Origin of the sequence: Paraburkholderia sp. BL23I1N1, assembly GCF_003610295.1 — a bacterium.
Lineage (GTDB): Bacteria > Pseudomonadota > Gammaproteobacteria > Burkholderiales > Burkholderiaceae > Paraburkholderia.
This window is the reverse complement of sequence record NZ_RAPV01000002.1, coordinates 298,964-316,020: the sequence shown is the minus strand read 5'-3', so window position 1 is coordinate 316,020 and position 17,057 is coordinate 298,964. Positions and strand designations below refer to the sequence as shown.

The window sequence follows — 17,057 nt, the reverse complement described above, 5'->3', positions numbered from 1 at the left end:
TAGCGAAAAGTTGTAGCACAAGAGTAGCAGCACAAAATTCAGGCCGGCGCGCAGCGTCGGCATCAGGAGTGCGGATTTGACAGGGTCCGCACCCGGCGTGTTCCCGCAATACAGTATTGCGGCGGGAACGGCCCGAGACGATTTTCGACAATTTGGGTGGCATTAACGATATGGCAGCTAGCGAAGGCACGCGCGCTCTGGATCCGTCCGAGTACATCGCGCACCACTTGCAGAACTTTTCCACCGCGCACCAGACGTCGATTTTCGACATTCACGTGTGGAATCTGGACACCCTTTTCTGGTCGATCGTTTGCGGTCTGGCCACGATCGCCATCCTGCATCTCGCAGCCCGCAAGGCAACGTCCGGCGTGCCGGGCCGTTTCCAGTGCGCGATCGAAATGCTGGTCGAGATGGTCGAAGATCAATCGAAGTCGATGATCCACGGCTCGCGTACCTTCATCGCCCCGCTGGCACTGACCGTGTTCGTCTGGGTCGCCCTGATGAACTCGCTCGACTTCATCCCCGTCGACCTGCCGGGCCGCGTGATCGGCTGGCTGGGCCTCTCGGAAGTCATTCCCCATCACCGCATCGTGCCGACCGCCGACCTGAACGGCACGCTCGGCATCGCACTCGGCGTGTTCGCGCTGATGATTTACTACAACTTCAAGATCAAGGGCGCAGGCGGCTTCGTGCATGAACTGCTGTCGGCTCCGTTCGGCGCGCATCCGCTGCTGTGGATCCCGAACCTTGCATTGAACATCATCGAGTTCGTCGCAAAGACGGTCTCGCTCGGCATGCGGCTGTTCGGCAACATGTACGCGGGCGAACTGTTGTTCCTGCTGATTGCCCTGCTCGGCAGCATGTGGGGTTTCGGCGCGGACGCGTCAGTGCTCGGCTTTATCGGCCACGTCATCGCGGGCACGGTCTGGGCGATCTTCCACATCCTGATCGTTCTGCTGCAAGCGTTCATTTTCATGATGCTGACGCTGGTGTACATCGGACAGGCACACGACAGCCACTAATCACGGCGTGTCGAACGACGAATTGTTTTAGTTTTTGTTTTATTAAATCCCAGTTCCAACCAGTTCTAAAAGACTTTTCACAAAGGAGTGATCATGCAAGCTTTCATCGCCAACATCCAGGGTCTGACCGCCATCGGTATCGGCATCATCATCGGCCTGGGTGCAATCGGCGCCTGTATCGGTATCGGCCTGATGGGTGGCAAGTACATCGAAGCATGTGCTCGTCAGCCGGAACTGATGAACCCGCTGCAAACCAAGATGTTCCTGCTGGCTGGTCTGATCGATGCGGCGTTCCTGATTGGTGTTGGTGTGGCAATGCTGTTCGCGTTCGCGAACCCGCTGCTGTCGAAGCTGGCAGGCTGAGGTTCCTCGGAAGTTTGCGCCTGAGCTATAACTGGTAAAGGCGCAGGGCGGAACGGGCACTTAGGCGCTGATCGAATACAGAATCGATGAGCGCCTTGCCGTTTCACTTTCCGAACTAGCAACGTTTAAGGAAACACCGTGAATCTCAACGCAACCCTGTTTGCGCAAATGGTCGTGTTCCTGATCCTCGCGTGGTTCACGATGAAGTTCGTGTGGCCGCCGTTGATCAACGCCCTCGACGAGCGCTCGAAGAAGATTGCTGACGGTTTGTCTGCCGCTGAAAAGGGCAAGGCTGAACTCGAAGCCGCTCACAAGCGCGTCGACCAGGAACTCGCTCAGGCACGCAATGACGGTCAGCAACGCATTGCTGACGCAGAAAAGCGCGCTGTGACAGTCGCTGACGAAATCAAGGCTCAAGCACAAGCTGAAGCCGCTCGCATCATCGCGCAAGCGAAGGCCGACGCGGACCAGCAAGTCGTGAAGGCGCGCGAAACGCTGCGCGGCGAAGTCGCTGCACTCGCCGTGAAGGGCGCAGAACAGATCCTGAAGCGCGAAGTCGACCAGGCAGCTCACGCTGACCTGCTGAATCAACTGAAAGCCGAGCTCTGATCATGGCCGAACTTGCAACCATCGCCCGTCCGTACGCAGAAGCGCTGTTTGGCGTGGCCGAAGCTGGTGACATCGCCGCCTGGTCCACGCTCGTGCAGGAGCTGGCACAGGTTGCGCGTCTGCCCGAAGTGCTGTCGATCGCCTCGAGCCCGAAAGTAAGCCGCGCCCAGGTCAGCGAACTGCTGCTGGCCGCGGTCAAGTCGCCGCTCAAGGACAACGCGCAAGCGAAGAATCTGGTGCAAATGCTGGTCGATAACCATCGTCTGCAATTGCTGCCGGAAATCGCTGTGCAGTTCGAAGAGTTGAAGAATGCCCGCGAAGGGGCGGCCGATGTGCTGATCGTCAGCGCATTCCCGCTCGAAGGCGCGCAGTTGAACGAACTCGTCGCAAGTCTCGAACGCAAATTCAAGCGCAAGCTGAAGCCGACGGTCGAAATCGACTCGTCGCTTATCGGCGGCGTGCGCGTGACGGTCGGCGACGAAGTGCTCGATACCTCGGTCCGCGCGCGGCTTGCCAGCATGCAGACGGCTCTGACGGCCTGAAGCGCCCGAGGCGCTTCAGCAGCTGGCACGCAACAGAATTGACTATCAGGAGCGAATAATGCAACTCAATCCCTCTGAGATCAGCGAGCTGATCAAGAGCCGGATCCAGGGCCTTGAAGCGAGCGCAGACGTTCGCAACCAGGGCACCGTGATCTCCGTGACCGACGGTATCGTGCGTATTCACGGCCTATCGGAAGTGATGCAGGGCGAAATGCTCGAATTCCCGGGCAACACCTTCGGTCTCGCACTGAACCTCGAGCGCGACTCGGTCGGCGCCGTGATTCTGGGTGAGTACGAACACATTTCGGAAGGCGACATCGTCAAGACGACGGGCCGCATTCTCGAAGTGCCGGTGGGTCCGGAACTGCTCGGCCGCGTGGTCGATGCACTCGGCAACCCGATCGACGGCAAGGGCCCGATCAACGCGAAGAAAACCGACGCAATCGAAAAGATTGCTCCGGGCGTGATCTGGCGTAAGTCGGTTTCGGAACCGGTCCAAACCGGTCTGAAGTCGATCGACGCAATGGTGCCGGTTGGCCGTGGCCAGCGCGAGCTGATCATTGGCGACCGCCAGTGCGGCAAGACGGCAGTCGCAGTCGACGCGATCATCAACCAGAAGGGCAAAAACCTCTTCTGTATCTACGTCGCGATCGGCCAGAAGGCTTCGTCGATCATGAACGTGGTGCGCAAGCTGGAAGAAACCGGCGCGCTGGAATACACGATCGTCGTGGCCGCTTCGGCTTCGGAATCGGCTGCGATGCAATACCTCGCACCGTACGCCGGCTGCACGATGGGCGAATACTTCCGCGACCGCGGTCAAGACGCCCTGATCGTGTATGACGATTTGACCAAGCAAGCTTGGGCATACCGTCAGATCTCGCTGCTGCTGCGCCGCCCGCCGGGCCGTGAAGCTTACCCGGGCGACGTGTTCTATCTGCACTCGCGCCTGCTGGAACGTGCTGCTCGCGTCTCGGAAGAGTACGTCGAGAAGTTCACGAACGGCGAAGTGAAGGGCAAGAGCGGTTCGCTGACGGCACTGCCGGTCATTGAAACGCAAGCAGGCGACGTGACCGCATTCGTTCCGACGAACGTGATCTCGATTACCGACGGCCAGATCTTCCTGGAAACCGACCTCTTCAACGCAGGTATCCGCCCGGCAATTAATGCCGGCGTGTCGGTGTCGCGCGTCGGTGGTGCGGCTCAAACCAAGGTTGTGAAGAAGCTGTCGGGCGGTATCCGTACCGACCTCGCACAGTACCGTGAACTGGCCGCGTTCGCACAGTTCGCATCGGACCTCGACGAAGCGACCCGCAAGCAACTGGAGCGCGGCCGCCGCGTGACGGAACTGCTGAAGCAGCCGCAGTATCAGCCGCTGCAAGTGTGGGAACTGGCTGTCGCGCTGTTCGCCGCGAACAACGGCTACCTCGACGATCTGGAAGTTGCGCAAGTGCTGCCGTTCGAAAAGGGCCTGCGCGATTATCTGAAGACGAGCCACGCTGACCTGGTCAGGCGCATCGAAGATACCAAGGAACTCTCGAAGGACGACGAAGCCCTGCTGCATACGGCTCTCAAAGACTTCAAGAAGTCCGGCGCTTATTGATCCGCGAGTGATCCGCAAGGCATAAACGGACCTCGAAGCGGCGCGGGCCGCAGGCAACTGAACCCGCGCTGATTCGATGGGACCCGAGTAAGCGCTAAAGCGCTAACTCGGGCCGACAAGGAGCAAGCAATGGCTGGAATGAAGGAAATTCGCGGCAAGATCAAGAGCGTGCAAAACACGCGCAAGATCACGAAAGCGATGGAGATGGTGGCCGCATCGAAGATGCGCCGCGCTCAGGAGCGCATGCGCGCTGCTCGCCCGTATGCCGACAAGGTCCGCGATATCGCTGCGCACATGAGCCGTGCGAACCCGGAGTATCGTCACCCGTTCATGGTGTCGAACGAAGGCGCGAAAACGGCCGGCATCATCCTCGTCACGACCGATAAAGGGTTGTGCGGTGGTATGAACACCAACGTGCTGCGTGCGTCGCTGCAGAAGTTCAAGGAACTGGAAGGTCAGGGCAAGACGATCGAAGCAACGGCGATCGGCACCAAGGGTCTGGGTTTCCTGAACCGTCTGCGCGCCAGGGTGGTGTCGAATGTCGTGCATCTGGGCGACACGCCGCATCTGGAAAAGCTGATCGGCGCGGTGAAGGTGCAGCTCGACCTGTACTCGGAAGGCAAGGTTTCGGCGGTGTACCTCGCGTACACGCGCTTCGTCAATACGATGAAGCAGGAGCCGGTGATCGAGCAACTGTTGCCGCTGTCGGCGGACCAGTTCGAGCGTAAGGACGAAGACGGCACGACGCCGAGCACGCAGTGGGACTACATCTACGAGCCGGACGCACAGGCAGTGGTGGACGAACTGCTGGTGCGTTATGTCGAAGCGCTGGTCTATCAGGCCGTCGCGGAAAACATGGCATCGGAGCAGTCGGCACGCATGGTCGCAATGAAGGCCGCTTCGGACAACGCGAAGACGGTCATCAACGAACTGCAGCTTGTGTACAACAAGAGCCGTCAGGCCGCGATCACGAAAGAACTGTCGGAAATCGTCGGTGGCGCTGCGGCGGTCTGACCGTAACGGTCAAGCACGCCGCTTCGTGTGCGCCCTCGTGGCGCGCCCGTCTAGCTGGCCCCATCGAAACTGCGCCTTTGCGCGAGTGAAGAATTGAGTATCTAAAGGAAAAGCGATGAGTACTACTGCTTTGGTAGAAGGCAAGATCGTACAGTGCATCGGCGCGGTGATCGACGTGGAATTTCCGCGTGAATCCATGCCGAAGATTTACGACGCGCTCATTCTCGAAGGTTCGGAACTGACCCTCGAAGTCCAGCAACAGCTGGGCGACGGCGTCGTCCGTACCATCTGTCTGGGTGCATCGGACGGTCTGCGCCGTGGCACGGTTGTTAAGAACACGGGTAAGCCGATCAGCGTGCCGGTTGGCAAGCCGACCCTCGGCCGGATCATGGACGTGCTGGGTCGCCCGATCGACGAAGCCGGCCCGATCAACTCGGACGTGGTTCGCGGTATTCACCAGAAGGCTCCGGCGTTCGACGAACTGTCGCCGTCGACGGAACTGCTCGAAACCGGCATCAAGGTTATCGACCTGATCTGCCCGTTCGCCAAGGGCGGTAAGGTTGGCCTGTTCGGTGGCGCCGGTGTGGGCAAGACCGTGAACATGATGGAACTGATCAACAACATCGCTAAGGAGCACGGTGGTTACTCAGTGTTCGCCGGTGTTGGCGAGCGTACCCGCGAAGGGAACGACTTCTATCACGAAATGAAGGACTCGAACGTTCTCGACAAGGTCGCGCTGGTGTACGGCCAGATGAACGAGCCGCCGGGTAACCGTCTGCGCGTGGCGCTGACCGGTCTGACGATGGCTGAGCACTTCCGTGATGAAGGCCTCGACGTGCTGTTCTTCGTCGACAACATCTACCGTTTCACGCTGGCAGGCACGGAAGTGTCGGCACTGCTCGGCCGTATGCCGTCGGCAGTGGGCTATCAGCCGACGCTGGCTGAAGAAATGGGTAAGCTGCAAGAGCGTATTACGTCGACCAAGACTGGCTCGATCACGTCGGTGCAGGCCGTGTACGTCCCTGCGGATGACTTGACGGACCCGTCGCCGGCTACGACCTTCGGCCACCTGGACGCAACCGTCGTGTTGTCGCGTGACATCGCTTCGCTGGGTATCTACCCGGCAGTCGATCCGCTCGATTCGACCTCGCGTCAGATCGACCCGAACGTGATCGGTGAAGAGCACTACGCGATCACGCGCGGCGTGCAGCAAACGCTGCAGCGCTACAAGGAATTGCGCGACATTATCGCGATTCTGGGCATGGACGAACTGGCGCCGGAAGACAAGCTCGCCGTTGCGCGCGCTCGTAAGATCCAGCGTTTCCTGTCGCAGCCGTTCCACGTCGCTGAAGTGTTCACGGGCTCGCCGGGCAAGTACGTGCCGCTGAAGGAAACGATCCGTGGCTTCAAGATGATCGTTGAAGGCGAGTGCGACCACCTGCCGGAACAAGCGTTCTACATGGTCGGCACGATCGACGAAGCCTTTGAAAAGGCCAAGAAGATCCAGTAAAGGTCGGGTGTAACGAAGCGGGCGCCGCCGGCCTCGCGCGTATCGATACTCAGCGGTGTTGGAACGCAAAACCGGTGCCTCTTACTACGCTCAACAGCCTTGCATGGGACCGGAGTAAGCGCTAAAGCGCCAACTCTGGTCGAGCTTTGCAGGGGACCCGAGTAAGCGCTAAAGCGCCAACTCTGGTCGCCACAGGAGTCGATATGGCAACCATTAAAGTAGACGTCGTCAGTGCGGAAGAGCAGATCTTCTCGGGCCAGGCGAAGTTCGTCGCGCTGCCGGGCGAAGCGGGTGAACTCGGCATTCTGCCGGGCCACACGCCGCTCATCACGCGGATTCGTCCGGGTGCGGTGCGCATCGAAGCTGAAAACGGCGAAGAAGAGTTTGTGTTCGTCGCCGGCGGTATCCTCGAAATCCAGCCTGGCGCAGTGACGGTTCTTGCCGACACGGCAATCCGCGGCAAGGATCTCGACGAAGCCAAGGCTGAAGATGCACGCAAGCGTGCGGAAGAAGCGCTGCAAAACACGGGTTCGAACCTCGAATACGCCACCGCGCAAGCGGAACTGGCGTACGCGACGGCTCAACTCGCTGCGATCCAGCGTCTGCGCAAATTGCGCGGTCAGAACTAGGCAATACGTATTACGTATCAGAGAGAAAGCAGCCTTCGTGGCTGCTTTTTTTTGACCCCTACTTGACGTTTACGGAAAGGTAAGCGAAATTCCTTTTTTGGCCAGCACGGCTGGTAGTTGGCCGCTTGCGGCGTCCGGTGTGCAATCGTACGTTTCGTAGCTCGCGGCCGACAACTCACACTCGCAACTCACGTTCACAGCATGCCGCTGCAGCGATCCACCGATGCGCTGCGGGTAACACTTGATGCCGTCCGGACACAAGCCGGTGGCACAATCGATTTCAAACTCATTTCAATGGGGCGAGCTTCCGCTCACGGAGACAACACCATGGCAACGCACATGTCAGGCGAAGGCGCACTTATCGAACCCAAAGACAGCTTGTCATACGTTCGCGGGTCGGCCGAAAATCCATTGAGCGAGGCGCCGGTCGGGCAATTTCTGCGCGACACTGCGGCGCGTTTCCCTGACCGCCCGGCTGTGGTGTTTCGCGAGCAGCGTATTCGCTGGACATGGAAGGAGTTCGCCGAAGAAGTCGACGTGCTGGCGTCCGGGCTTCTCGCGCTCGGCATCGTGAAGGGCGATCGCGTCGGCATCTGGTCGCCGAATCGCGTCGAATGGCTGCTCACGCAGTTCGCCACCGCGCGTATCGGCGCGGTGCTGGTCAATATCAATCCGGCCTACCGGCTCGCGGAACTCGAGTACGCGTTGAACAAGGTCGGCTGCAAGGCGATCATCGCGGCCGAGCGTTTCAAGACGTCGATGTATCTCGAGATGCTGCAGGAGCTCGCGCCGGAACTCGCGACGCACAATCCGGGTGAACTGCACGCTGCTCGCTTGCCGGATCTACGCTGCGTGATTCGCATGTGCGACACGGAAACGCCCGGCATGCTGACCTTCTCCGATGTGATCGAGCAGGGCCGCGCAACGCTCGACGTCGCGAAGCTCGATGCCATCGGCGCGACACTATCCTGCCACGATCCGATCAACATTCAGTTCACCAGCGGCACGACCGGCAATCCGAAGGGCGCGACGCTGACGCATAGCAATGTCGTCAACAATGCGCGCTATATCGCGATGGCGATGCGTCTAACGGAGCAGGACGGCCTGTGCATTCCCGTCCCGCTCTATCACTGCTTCGGCATGGTGCTGGCGGTGCTGGCGTGCGTATCGGTCGGCGCAAATATGGTGTTCCCGGGCGAGGGCTTCGATCCGGCTGCAACGCTCGCAGCCGTCGCCGAAGAGCAATGCACCGCGCTGCACGGCGTGCCGACCATGTTCATCGCCGAACTCGATCATCCGGACTTCGCCACCTACGACCTCTCGCGTCTGCGCACGGGCATCATGGCCGGCTCGCCGTGCCCGATCGAGACGATGAAGAAGGTCGTCTCGAGAATGCATCTGAACGAGATCACCATCGCCTATGGCATGACGGAAACGAGCCCGGTGTCTTTCCAGAGTTCGACTACCGACCCGCTCGACAAGCGCACCACGACAGTCGGCCGTATCCAGCCACACCTGGAAGTGAAGATCGTCGATCCGCTCGGCAATATCGTGCCGGTGGGGGAAACCGGCGAGCTATGTACCAAAGGCTATTCGGTGATGCAAGGCTACTGGGGGGACGAAGCGAAGACCCGGGAAAGCATCGTCGACGGCTGGATGCATACCGGCGATCTGGCGACGCTCGATGCCGAAGGCTACTGCAACATTGTCGGCCGCCTGAAGGACATGCTGATTCGTGGAGGGGAGAACATCTACCCGCGTGAGATCGAGGAGTTTCTGTTCCGCCATCCGAAAATCCAGAGCGTGCAGGTGTTCGGCGTGCCCGACTCGAAGTACGGTGAGGAAGTGTGTGCGTGGATCGTATTGCGTTCAGGAGAGCAGGCCACAGCCGAGGAAATCCAGCAGTTCTGTCAAGGCCAGATCGCTCACTACAAGGTGCCGAAGTACATCCGCTTCGTCGACGAATTGCCCATGACGGTGACCGGCAAGGTGCAGAAATTTGTGATGCGTGAACGGATGATCAGTGAATTGAAGGTGCAGGAAAACAAGACGGCCTGATGGCCATGCGGGTTCGGCGCCGCACGAAGATTCGCGTGGCGCCGGCCGACATTTTGAGGGAAACCGTTTGCTGTGAAAGGTGGCCGCGAGCGGGAAAACGCGCGGCTGGAAAACCGCAAAATCGACCCGCTAGAAAGCGCGCAAACGTTTGACCAGACGAAAAAAAAGCGGGCCTGGAGCCCGCTAAAAACCACACGCTACGGGGTTAGCGCGAGGAGACCAAAGATGGAACCAACTGAGACGACGACCCTGCGTCGACTACGGCCCCAGCAGGGATGCCCCTTCACAGGGCTTCGGCATACGCCGACCGGCAAGTGCATCGTATCCGCTCACACCACGCACCCAGCCACATCCGTGTTGAAACCGTTGAGGGCATTGTGGGCGAATTAACCTACGAGCGCGGTAACAAAGTGTTTCAGGTTGTAACGCCCGCCAGATAAGGCGTTGCGGGACTTATTTCCAATTCAAACCGTTTTAAACGTAATTTTTACCTATGACTATTGGGCAATTTCATACGCCTGATTGATGCCATCCGAGAAGCATATTGCAGCGTAGTCCATTCAGTCGATTCCGCATGAAATAGTTGCACGCTCATCTTTTTGAGACGAATCGGTTGTGTTACAGGCGTTTTTCCGGCGTAACGACGCCGTCCGTTCGCGGACAAGTGCGTGCGCTGCGCCGCAACATCCCACATAGGCGGTAACGATGCGCAAGGGGGCCGGCGCGGTGGCCCCTGTTCAACTGCATTGTTCGTATTTTGCTTAACACCTTGGGGTCTGGTTACATGATTGTGCCAGCCATGCGAACCTATTAATCGATCAATCCGGCTGGCTTTTCGGATGTGGCGGGACGCGGATTACGTCCCCCGGTCTTTACTTCAGCCATTTATCCGAGATCGCCTGATACTCGCCGGTTGCTCGCGCAAGGTGCAACCATTGATCGACGTATTGCTGGAACGCCACGTCGCCGCGTGGCAGCAACCAGGCCTTCTCACCATACTGGAAAGGCTTGTCCGGATGCACCGAGCAAAGACCCGGATTCAGCTTCTGCTGCAGCAGGGTCTCCGACGCATCCGTCACCATCACGTCGGCCTTGCCGGCGAGGATCTGTTTGAAGATCGTCACGTTGTCCGGATAGACGGTCAGGTTCGCATGCGGGAAATACTGTTTGGCGAAGCGCTCGTTGGTGCCGCCCGGATTAACGATCACGCGAGTTGCCGGTTGATCGATCTGCGCCACGGTCTGGTACTTGTTGACGTCGTCACACCGGACGATCGGCGTTTTGCCGTCGATCATGTACGCCTGGGTGAAAAAAGCGCGCTTCTGGCGCTCGAGCGTCGGCGAGACGCCGCCCACGCCGATATCGCATTTCGCCACGAAGTCGTTCATCAGGTTCGGCCACGACGTCTTGACGAATTCCGCCTTCACGCCAAGCGATTTGGCGAGCGACTCGGTCATGTCGATATCGATGCCCTCGAACTGCCCGTCTGCCTTGTAAAACGAATAAGGTTTGTAGTCGCCGGTCGTACAGGCGCGCAGCGTGCCGCGCGCGAGGATGTCGTCGAGCCGCGAGGGCGCCGCGGCAGGGGCGCTGGTCTGCGCCTGGGCCACGCCTGCATGCATCAAAACACTGGCCAAAACGCCGAGCAATGCGAGTGCTGCCTTATTCATCGATTCTCCTTGGTCGCCCGTAATTGTGTGGTAAAGCCGTCGGATGATAGCCCGGCAATTTGCACTTGAACATTGGCCGTTTGGCTGAGTCACGACGCCGCACGGGGCAGCAAAGACGCCGACCGCCAGCAAGGTCCGCGAGCGTTATTGCCCGCATCAAGCACGATATGGCGAGCCGGGTCCGGTAAAATGCTTCTTTGCCCTCAGTCGTACGCAACGTGGCCCATAAACTCCTGAACGACACTTTCCTGCGCGCGCTGCTGCGCCAGCCGACCGACTACACGCCGATCTGGCTGATGCGGCAGGCTGGCCGCTACCTGCCGGAATACAACGCCACGCGAGGTCGTGCGGGCAGTTTCCTCGGTCTGGCGAAGAACCCGGCGTACGCAACAGAGGTCACGCTGCAGCCGCTCGATCGCTATCCGCTCGACGCCGCGATCCTGTTCTCCGACATCCTGACGGTGCCGGACGCCATGGGTCTGGGTCTTGAGTTCGTTAACGGCGAGGGTCCGAAATTCGCCCGGCCGGTGCGTACGGAAGACGATGTAGCGCGCCTCGCGGTGCCGGATATCGACGCCACGCTGCGCTACGTGACCGACGCGGTGCGTGAAATCCGCACCGCACTCACCGACGCGCAAGGCCGCCAACGTGTGCCGCTGATCGGCTTTTCAGGCAGCCCGTGGACACTCGCGTGCTACATGGTCGAAGGCGGCGGGTCAGCGGACTTCCGCACGGTCAAATCGATGCTGTACGCGCGCCCAGACCTGATGCAGCGCATTCTCGACATCAACGCGAAGTCGGTTGCGGCCTATCTGAATGCGCAGATCGAAGCCGGCGCGCAAGCCGTGATGATTTTCGACACGTGGGGCGGGGCGCTCGCGGACGGCGTCTACCAGCGCTTCTCATTGCAGTACATCCAGCAGGTCGTGAGTCAGTTGAAACGCGATCACGACGGCGAAAAAGTGCCGGTGATCACCTTCACGAAGGGCGGCGGGTTATGGCTCGACGAGATCGCCAATACCGGTGTGGATGCGGTCGGTCTCGACTGGACCGTGAACCTGAGCCGGGCCCGTGAGCGCGTGGGTAGCAAGGTGGCGCTGCAGGGCAATATCGATCCTTCGGTGCTGTTTGCGCCGCCGGCTTCGATTCGCATGGAGGCGCGCGCCGTGCTCGACAGCTTCGGGAATCATCCTGGCCACGTCTTCAATCTCGGCCATGGCATTTCGCAGTTCACGCCGCCTGAAAACGTTGCCGAACTCGTCGACGAAGTACATCGTCATAGCCGCGCGATTCGAAGCGGCGCGCATGCACCAACCTGACACCGAAAACGTTGTCATTTTTGCTGCAATGCGGCGAACTGGGCTCTCGGTCTAAGGGAATATTTGTAGGCAGCGGGCCGTCAGATGGCGGTCTTGCGAAAGTCAAGACTTGACTTATGCACATTGATCACGCTGCGGCGCGGTAGAAGCTTTCGTCGTGCCTCAACCCTTGCACATTGGCGGCGCATTTGATCTAAGCCTTGTCTGGCAAGGGTTTCACGGGTTCACGACAAAATGTGCGGAAACCCACAGAAGGCCGCTGCGGCGCGGTTCCTGGGCCATCCGGGCGAAGTTCTTAACAAAGTTATCCACAGGCAAGCGGACCGATTGCAATTGTTCAGCCGAATCCAAAACTTAGCGCCGAAATTGAAGTTTTACTTTAACTTCGACGGGTTCGCCGTTTGCTCAATGTGCATTGTGATGCGGCGTCGTGCCGCATCCATTGACCTGATCCACCCCGCGGCGTGAGTGAAGTGTTCGTCCGCGTCGCGCTGGATCATCCGCTGCCGACCTTGTTCGACTACCGCTGCGACGCGCCTGAACAGGTCGCGCCGGGCATGCTGGTAAGCGTGCCGTTCGGCAAGCGGCACGTGGTGGGCCTCGTATGCGAAGTGACCACTCACAGTGACGTGCCTACTGACCGCCTGCGGGCGGTCAACAACGTCTGTACCGCTTGCCCGCCGGTGTCGGCCGAATGGTTGGCGCTCGCCGCCTTCGCTGCCGACTACTATCAGCGCGGCCTCGGAGAAGTAGCCCTGCCCGCTTTGCCGCAAGCCCTGCGTGACGCCTCGCGCTGGTCGCGTCTGTTCGCCCCGGAAGAGCGTTACAGCCTGACGGCGACGGGTCGCGCCGCATTGCCGGAAAGCTTGCCTGCGCGCGCCGGCGCGTTGCGCAAGCTTGCCTCGGCGCTCGCCGAGGCTGAATTTCTGATCGCCGCCGACGCTCGCGCACTTCACCCCAAAGCCATTGCAACCCTGGAAGCATGGCAAGCCGAAGGCTGGGTTGCGCTGGAGGTGATCGAAGCTGCCGAGGTGCTCGCGGCCCCCGCATCGCCGGATACGCCCGCACCCGCCTTGCCGACCCTCACCGACGAACAGGCAGCCGCGGTCGAATCGATCCGCGACGCGAACGGTTTTGCCCCGTTTCTGCTCCACGGCGTGACGGGCAGCGGCAAGACCGAGGTATATCTGCGCGCGCTCGCCGAGATTCTGGCGGCGAAGCCCGACGCGCAGGCACTCGTCCTCGTTCCTGAAATCAATTTGACGCCGCAGTTCGAGTCGGCCTTCCGGACGCGCTTTGCCGCGCTCGAAGGCACATCGATCGTCACGCTGCACAGCGGCCTCGCGGAAGGCGAACGGGCCCGCAACTGGTTCGCCGCGCACACCGGGCGCGCCCGCATTGTGCTCGGTACGCGCCTGGCGGTGCTTGCCTCGCTGCCGAAACTCGCGATCATCGTCGTCGACGAGGAACACGATCCGGCCTACAAGCAGCAGGAAGGCCTGCGCTATTCGGCGCGCGACCTGGCGATCTATCGCGCCAAGCAACTCGGTCTGCCGGTTGTGCTCGGCTCGGCCACGCCGTCGCTGGAAAGCTGGTGGCAGGCGGATCAGGGGCGCTATAAGCGTCTTACCCTGTCGCGCCGTGCCGTCGCCGAGGCTGTACTGCCGACCGTCAGGCTGATCGATCTGGAAGAAGAGCGGCGGCGCGGCCGGGCCTCGGTGGAGGGATTGTCCGGGCCGTTGATCGCGGCGCTGAAGGCGCGGCTCGAGCGCGGCGAGCAGAGCCTCGTGTTTCTCAACCGGCGCGGTTACGCCCCGCAACTCGCCTGCGATGCCTGCGGCTGGGTGGCCGGCTGTCCACGTTGCAGCGCGTACGTGGTGTTGCACAAACCCGAGCGCGCGCTGCGCTGCCACCACTGCGGCTGGGAGTCGCGCATTCCGCGCTCGTGCCCGGAGTGCGGCAATGTCGACATCGCCCCGATGGGACGCGGCACGCAACGCGTCGAAGAAACGCTGGCGAGCGCCGTACCCGGCGCCCGCGTGCTGCGCATCGACGCCGACAGCACGCGCCGCAAAGGCAGCGCGCAGGCGCTGTTCTCCGACGTCCACGCAGGCGAAGTCGACATCCTCGTCGGCACACAGATGATTGCGAAGGGCCACGACTTCCAGCGGGTGTCGCTGGTCGGCGTGCTGAATGCCGACACCGCCTTGTTTTCACACGACTTCCGCGCGAGCGAACGCCTTTTCGCGCAATTGATGCAAGTGAGTGGCCGCGCGGGGCGCGCCGGTTTGCCGGGCGAGGTGCTGGTGCAGACGCGCTATCCGCGCCATGCGCTGTATCACGCGCTGGGGCGGCATGACTACGTGGGCTTTGCCACTTCGACACTGGGCGAGCGGCGCGACGCGCATCTGCCGCCGTTCGTGTATCAGGCTTTGCTGCGCGCCGAAGGCCGCACGCTCGAAGCCGCGCTCGCCTTCCTGCAGCAGGCCGCCGCCGCGCTGACGGAGATCCCGGCCGCCGCGCGCGTGACGGTCTATGACGCCGTGCCGCTTACCATCGTCAAGGTGATGCACGTGCATCGCGCGCAATTGCTGATCGAGAGCGCGTCGCGGGCCGCCTTGCAGGCCACTTTGCGCGCGTGGCAACCGATGATGCGCGGGCTGAAAGGCGTGCTGCGCTGGAATCTCGAAGTCGACCCGCTCGACATCTGACGCCTCTTGCCGCGCCACTCGGGGCGTTACTTCTTTGAGTCATATTCATAGAGCGAATGGTCGTTTCGCTTTGCGCCGCCGCTCGCCTATATTTCGCCGAATCGGCGCATCTTTAGGCAAAACCCGAACATTCCCGCGCCGATGCACCTCAACTGACTCGGGGCATGGCGATGAGCGATACCAATCAAACCCTGCCGACTGGCGCAGCGCCCGGCAAACACCGCAGTGGCCTTAGCGCGCACGGCGGCGGTCTCTTTTCCACTGAAGACTGGTGGGCCGTCTGGATAGGCCTGCTGGTGATCGTGATCGCCTGGGGGCTGTTCGCCTCGGGCAGCAGCATCAAGTGGCTGGCGGTTGCGCCGGCTAAATGGTCGAGCGTGACGCAAGTCGTGCAGGACATCGGTAAGCATGTGCCGAACTACGTCGCGCTGTTCATCGCGTTCGCCGTGCTATTCGGCGTGAGCCTTGCTGCGTTGAAGCAGCGCGTCAGTGCTTTTCTGGCGTCGTTTCTGATCCTGTTCATCGCGTCGGCGCTGATTTTCACGCTTGGCGCATGGGTCAATGCGTCGAAGTACAACCTTGAGCCACCGCTGGTGGCGCTGGCGCTCGGCCTCCTGATCTCCAACGTGTTCACGCTGCCGACGTGGTTCTCCGCGGGCTTGCGGGTGGAGTTTTATATCAAGGTCGGCATTGTGCTGCTCGGCGCGACACTGCCTTTCACGTTGCTGGTGTGGGCGGGGCCGGTCGCGGTGGGGCAGGCGACCATCGTCTCGCTCGTGACGTTTTTCGTGATCTTCCTTGCCGGCAAGGCGCTTGGCCTCGATCGGCGTTTTGCGGCCGTGCTCGGTGTGGGCGGCGCGGTGTGCGGCGTTTCGGCGGCGATTGCGATTGCCGGCGCGGTGCGGGCCAAGCGCGAACAGGCATCGGTGGCGATCACGCTGGTCGTGCTATGGGCGATCGTGATGATCTTTGTGCTGCCGTTCGTATCGCGCTCTCTGGGCCTCTCGACGGCGGTGGCCGGGGCATGGATCGGCACCTCGGAATTCGCCGACGCCGCGGGCATTGCCGCCGCGCAAGCCTATGGCGACTTCGCGAAGCAAGCGGGCGGCGTGATTGCCGGCGCGCCCGAGGCGTCGCTGCAGGCGTTCACGCTGATGAAGGTGGTTGGCCGCGACATCTGGATCGGTATCTGGGCGCTCGTGCTGGCGATTGTCGCGACGACGCGTTGGGAATCGCAGGACAGCGGTGTCGAAGCCAAGGCCAATGCGGGTGAAATCTGGGCGCGCTTTCCGAAATTCGTGATTGGCTTCGTGATCGCGTCGGCGCTGGTGACGTGGATCGCCAGCCATTACTCGTTGGCTGATTACCGCAAGGTCGTCACGCCCGAATTCGTCGCGCCGATCGCCGCGCTGCGCACATGGGCGTTCACGTTCTGTTTTCTGAGCATTGGGTTGACCACGCGCCTGCGCGCGCTTTCGGCCACCGGCCTGAAACCGTTCCTGGCCTTTACGGCCGGCGTCGCGGTCAATATCGCCATCGGCTACGCGCTGTCCGCGCACGTGTTCGCACCGTACTGGAATAGCTTGGGGCAGGGCTCGTGATGACCGAGGCCGTCCTCATTGCCGGCACGGCCCACGCACGCTTCGATGCGTGCGCGCCGCGCTGTGCAAGCTGCCGGTATCGCGCAGAAGATCGGCATTCACTGGAGCAGAGCATTCCGGGCCTCGCCGTGTTCAGTTCCGGGTTTGGCGCGAGCGTGGCGGAGAGCCGGCTATGCCGTCTGCACGACCAGTTCGTTTCGCCTGACGACGCCTGCGCCAAGTTCATGCCGATCCCGCAAAGCTGACGCGCGCGTCTTCGCCGCCGCCGCTTGAACGGGGCGACGCACATTCACTACTCGCGGTATCAATCGAGACCGGCGTCGCTGTGTAGGTCGCGAGTCGCCGGATTCAGTCACTCAATCGTTCAATGCTGCGTGCGTTTCGCCGGCCGATGCGCGCGAAGCAGGGC

General features: G+C 61.1%; 14 protein-coding genes. 13 read left to right on the top strand and 1 reads right to left on the bottom strand.

Annotated elements, in window-relative coordinates:
- Positions 1–170: 170 nt before the first annotated feature.
- The 9 genes from atpB to B0G76_RS34015 all read left to right on the top strand — a co-directional run bounded on the left by atpB (position 171) and on the right by B0G76_RS34015 (position 9,347).
- Positions 171–1,022: a F0F1 ATP synthase subunit A gene (atpB, locus tag B0G76_RS34060; protein WP_120297201.1), complete on the top strand. Its 852-nt coding sequence runs from the start codon at positions 171–173 to the stop codon at positions 1,020–1,022.
- A 93-nt stretch (positions 1,023–1,115) separates the two neighbouring features.
- Entirely contained in the window at positions 1,116–1,385 is a 270-nt protein-coding gene (atpE, locus tag B0G76_RS34055; RefSeq protein ID WP_007180033.1) for a F0F1 ATP synthase subunit C, read from the top strand.
- 138 nt (positions 1,386–1,523) lie between these two features.
- Positions 1,524–1,994 carry a F0F1 ATP synthase subunit B gene (locus tag B0G76_RS34050; protein ID WP_074281809.1) on the top strand — a complete coding sequence of 157 codons (471 nt, stop codon included), beginning with the start codon at positions 1,524–1,526 and terminating at the stop codon, positions 1,992–1,994.
- A 2-nt stretch (positions 1,995–1,996) separates the two neighbouring features.
- Positions 1,997–2,536, top strand: coding sequence for a F0F1 ATP synthase subunit delta (locus tag B0G76_RS34045; protein WP_042327176.1), 540 nt, complete (start codon positions 1,997–1,999; stop codon positions 2,534–2,536).
- A gap of 58 nt (positions 2,537–2,594) precedes the next feature.
- Positions 2,595–4,136, top strand: a complete 1,542-nt coding sequence (gene atpA, locus B0G76_RS34040; RefSeq protein ID WP_120297200.1) for a F0F1 ATP synthase subunit alpha — start codon at positions 2,595–2,597, stop codon at positions 4,134–4,136.
- 129 nt (positions 4,137–4,265) lie between these two features.
- Complete coding sequence (atpG, locus tag B0G76_RS34035; RefSeq protein WP_120297199.1) at positions 4,266–5,150, top strand: F0F1 ATP synthase subunit gamma; 885 nt, start codon at positions 4,266–4,268, stop codon at positions 5,148–5,150.
- Positions 5,151–5,265: 115 nt separating this feature from the next.
- Positions 5,266–6,660, top strand: a complete 1,395-nt coding sequence (atpD, locus tag B0G76_RS34030; protein ID WP_120297198.1) for a F0F1 ATP synthase subunit beta — start codon at positions 5,266–5,268, stop codon at positions 6,658–6,660.
- Between the two features lie 203 nt (positions 6,661–6,863).
- Positions 6,864–7,289 carry a F0F1 ATP synthase subunit epsilon gene (locus B0G76_RS34025; RefSeq protein ID WP_012434800.1) on the top strand — a complete coding sequence of 142 codons (426 nt, stop codon included), beginning with the start codon at positions 6,864–6,866 and terminating at the stop codon, positions 7,287–7,289.
- 327 nt (positions 7,290–7,616) lie between these two features.
- Positions 7,617–9,347 carry an AMP-binding protein gene (locus B0G76_RS34015; protein ID WP_120297196.1) on the top strand — a complete coding sequence of 577 codons (1,731 nt, stop codon included), beginning with the start codon at positions 7,617–7,619 and terminating at the stop codon, positions 9,345–9,347.
- An 872-nt stretch (positions 9,348–10,219) separates the two neighbouring features.
- Here B0G76_RS34015 and B0G76_RS34005 read toward each other — a convergent pair.
- Positions 10,220–11,017 carry a transporter substrate-binding domain-containing protein gene (locus tag B0G76_RS34005; RefSeq protein ID WP_120297195.1) on the bottom strand — a complete coding sequence of 266 codons (798 nt, stop codon included), beginning with the start codon at positions 11,015–11,017 and terminating at the stop codon, positions 10,220–10,222.
- A gap of 218 nt (positions 11,018–11,235) precedes the next feature.
- On the opposite strand from B0G76_RS34005, the gene hemE reads away from it, so the two are divergent.
- The 4 genes from hemE (at position 11,236) to B0G76_RS33980 (ending at position 16,893) form a co-directional block, all read left to right on the top strand.
- Positions 11,236–12,336, top strand: coding sequence for a uroporphyrinogen decarboxylase (hemE, locus tag B0G76_RS34000; protein ID WP_120297194.1), 1,101 nt, complete (start codon positions 11,236–11,238; stop codon positions 12,334–12,336).
- Between the two features lie 464 nt (positions 12,337–12,800).
- Positions 12,801–15,047, top strand: coding sequence for a primosomal protein N' (locus B0G76_RS33990; protein ID WP_183082263.1), 2,247 nt, complete (start codon positions 12,801–12,803; stop codon positions 15,045–15,047).
- Positions 15,048–15,217: 170 nt separating this feature from the next.
- Entirely contained in the window at positions 15,218–16,648 is a 1,431-nt protein-coding gene (locus tag B0G76_RS33985; protein ID WP_120298019.1) for a YeiH family protein, read from the top strand.
- A complete protein-coding gene (locus B0G76_RS33980) occupies positions 16,648–16,893 on the top strand; it encodes a hypothetical protein (protein WP_120297192.1) in 246 nt (81 codons plus the stop codon). The genes B0G76_RS33985 and B0G76_RS33980 overlap by 1 nt, the downstream gene beginning before the upstream one ends.
- Positions 16,894–17,057: the final 164 nt, after the last annotated feature.

Coding starts and splice junctions, on each gene's coding strand:
- atpB (WP_120297201.1), top strand. CDS start 171: ATGGCAGCTAGCGAAGGCACGCGCGCTCTGGATCCGTCCGAGTACATC.
- atpE (WP_007180033.1), top strand. CDS start 1,116: ATGCAAGCTTTCATCGCCAACATCCAGGGTCTGACCGCCATCGGTATC.
- B0G76_RS34045 (WP_042327176.1), top strand. CDS start 1,997: ATGGCCGAACTTGCAACCATCGCCCGTCCGTACGCAGAAGCGCTGTTT.
- atpA (WP_120297200.1), top strand. CDS start 2,595: ATGCAACTCAATCCCTCTGAGATCAGCGAGCTGATCAAGAGCCGGATC.
- atpG (WP_120297199.1), top strand. CDS start 4,266: ATGGCTGGAATGAAGGAAATTCGCGGCAAGATCAAGAGCGTGCAAAAC.
- atpD (WP_120297198.1), top strand. CDS start 5,266: ATGAGTACTACTGCTTTGGTAGAAGGCAAGATCGTACAGTGCATCGGC.
- B0G76_RS34025 (WP_012434800.1), top strand. CDS start 6,864: ATGGCAACCATTAAAGTAGACGTCGTCAGTGCGGAAGAGCAGATCTTC.
- B0G76_RS34015 (WP_120297196.1), top strand. CDS start 7,617: ATGGCAACGCACATGTCAGGCGAAGGCGCACTTATCGAACCCAAAGAC.
- B0G76_RS34005 (WP_120297195.1), bottom strand. CDS start 11,017: ATGAATAAGGCAGCACTCGCATTGCTCGGCGTTTTGGCCAGTGTTTTG.
- B0G76_RS33985 (WP_120298019.1), top strand. CDS start 15,218: ATGAGCGATACCAATCAAACCCTGCCGACTGGCGCAGCGCCCGGCAAA.
- B0G76_RS33980 (WP_120297192.1), top strand. CDS start 16,648: ATGACCGAGGCCGTCCTCATTGCCGGCACGGCCCACGCACGCTTCGAT.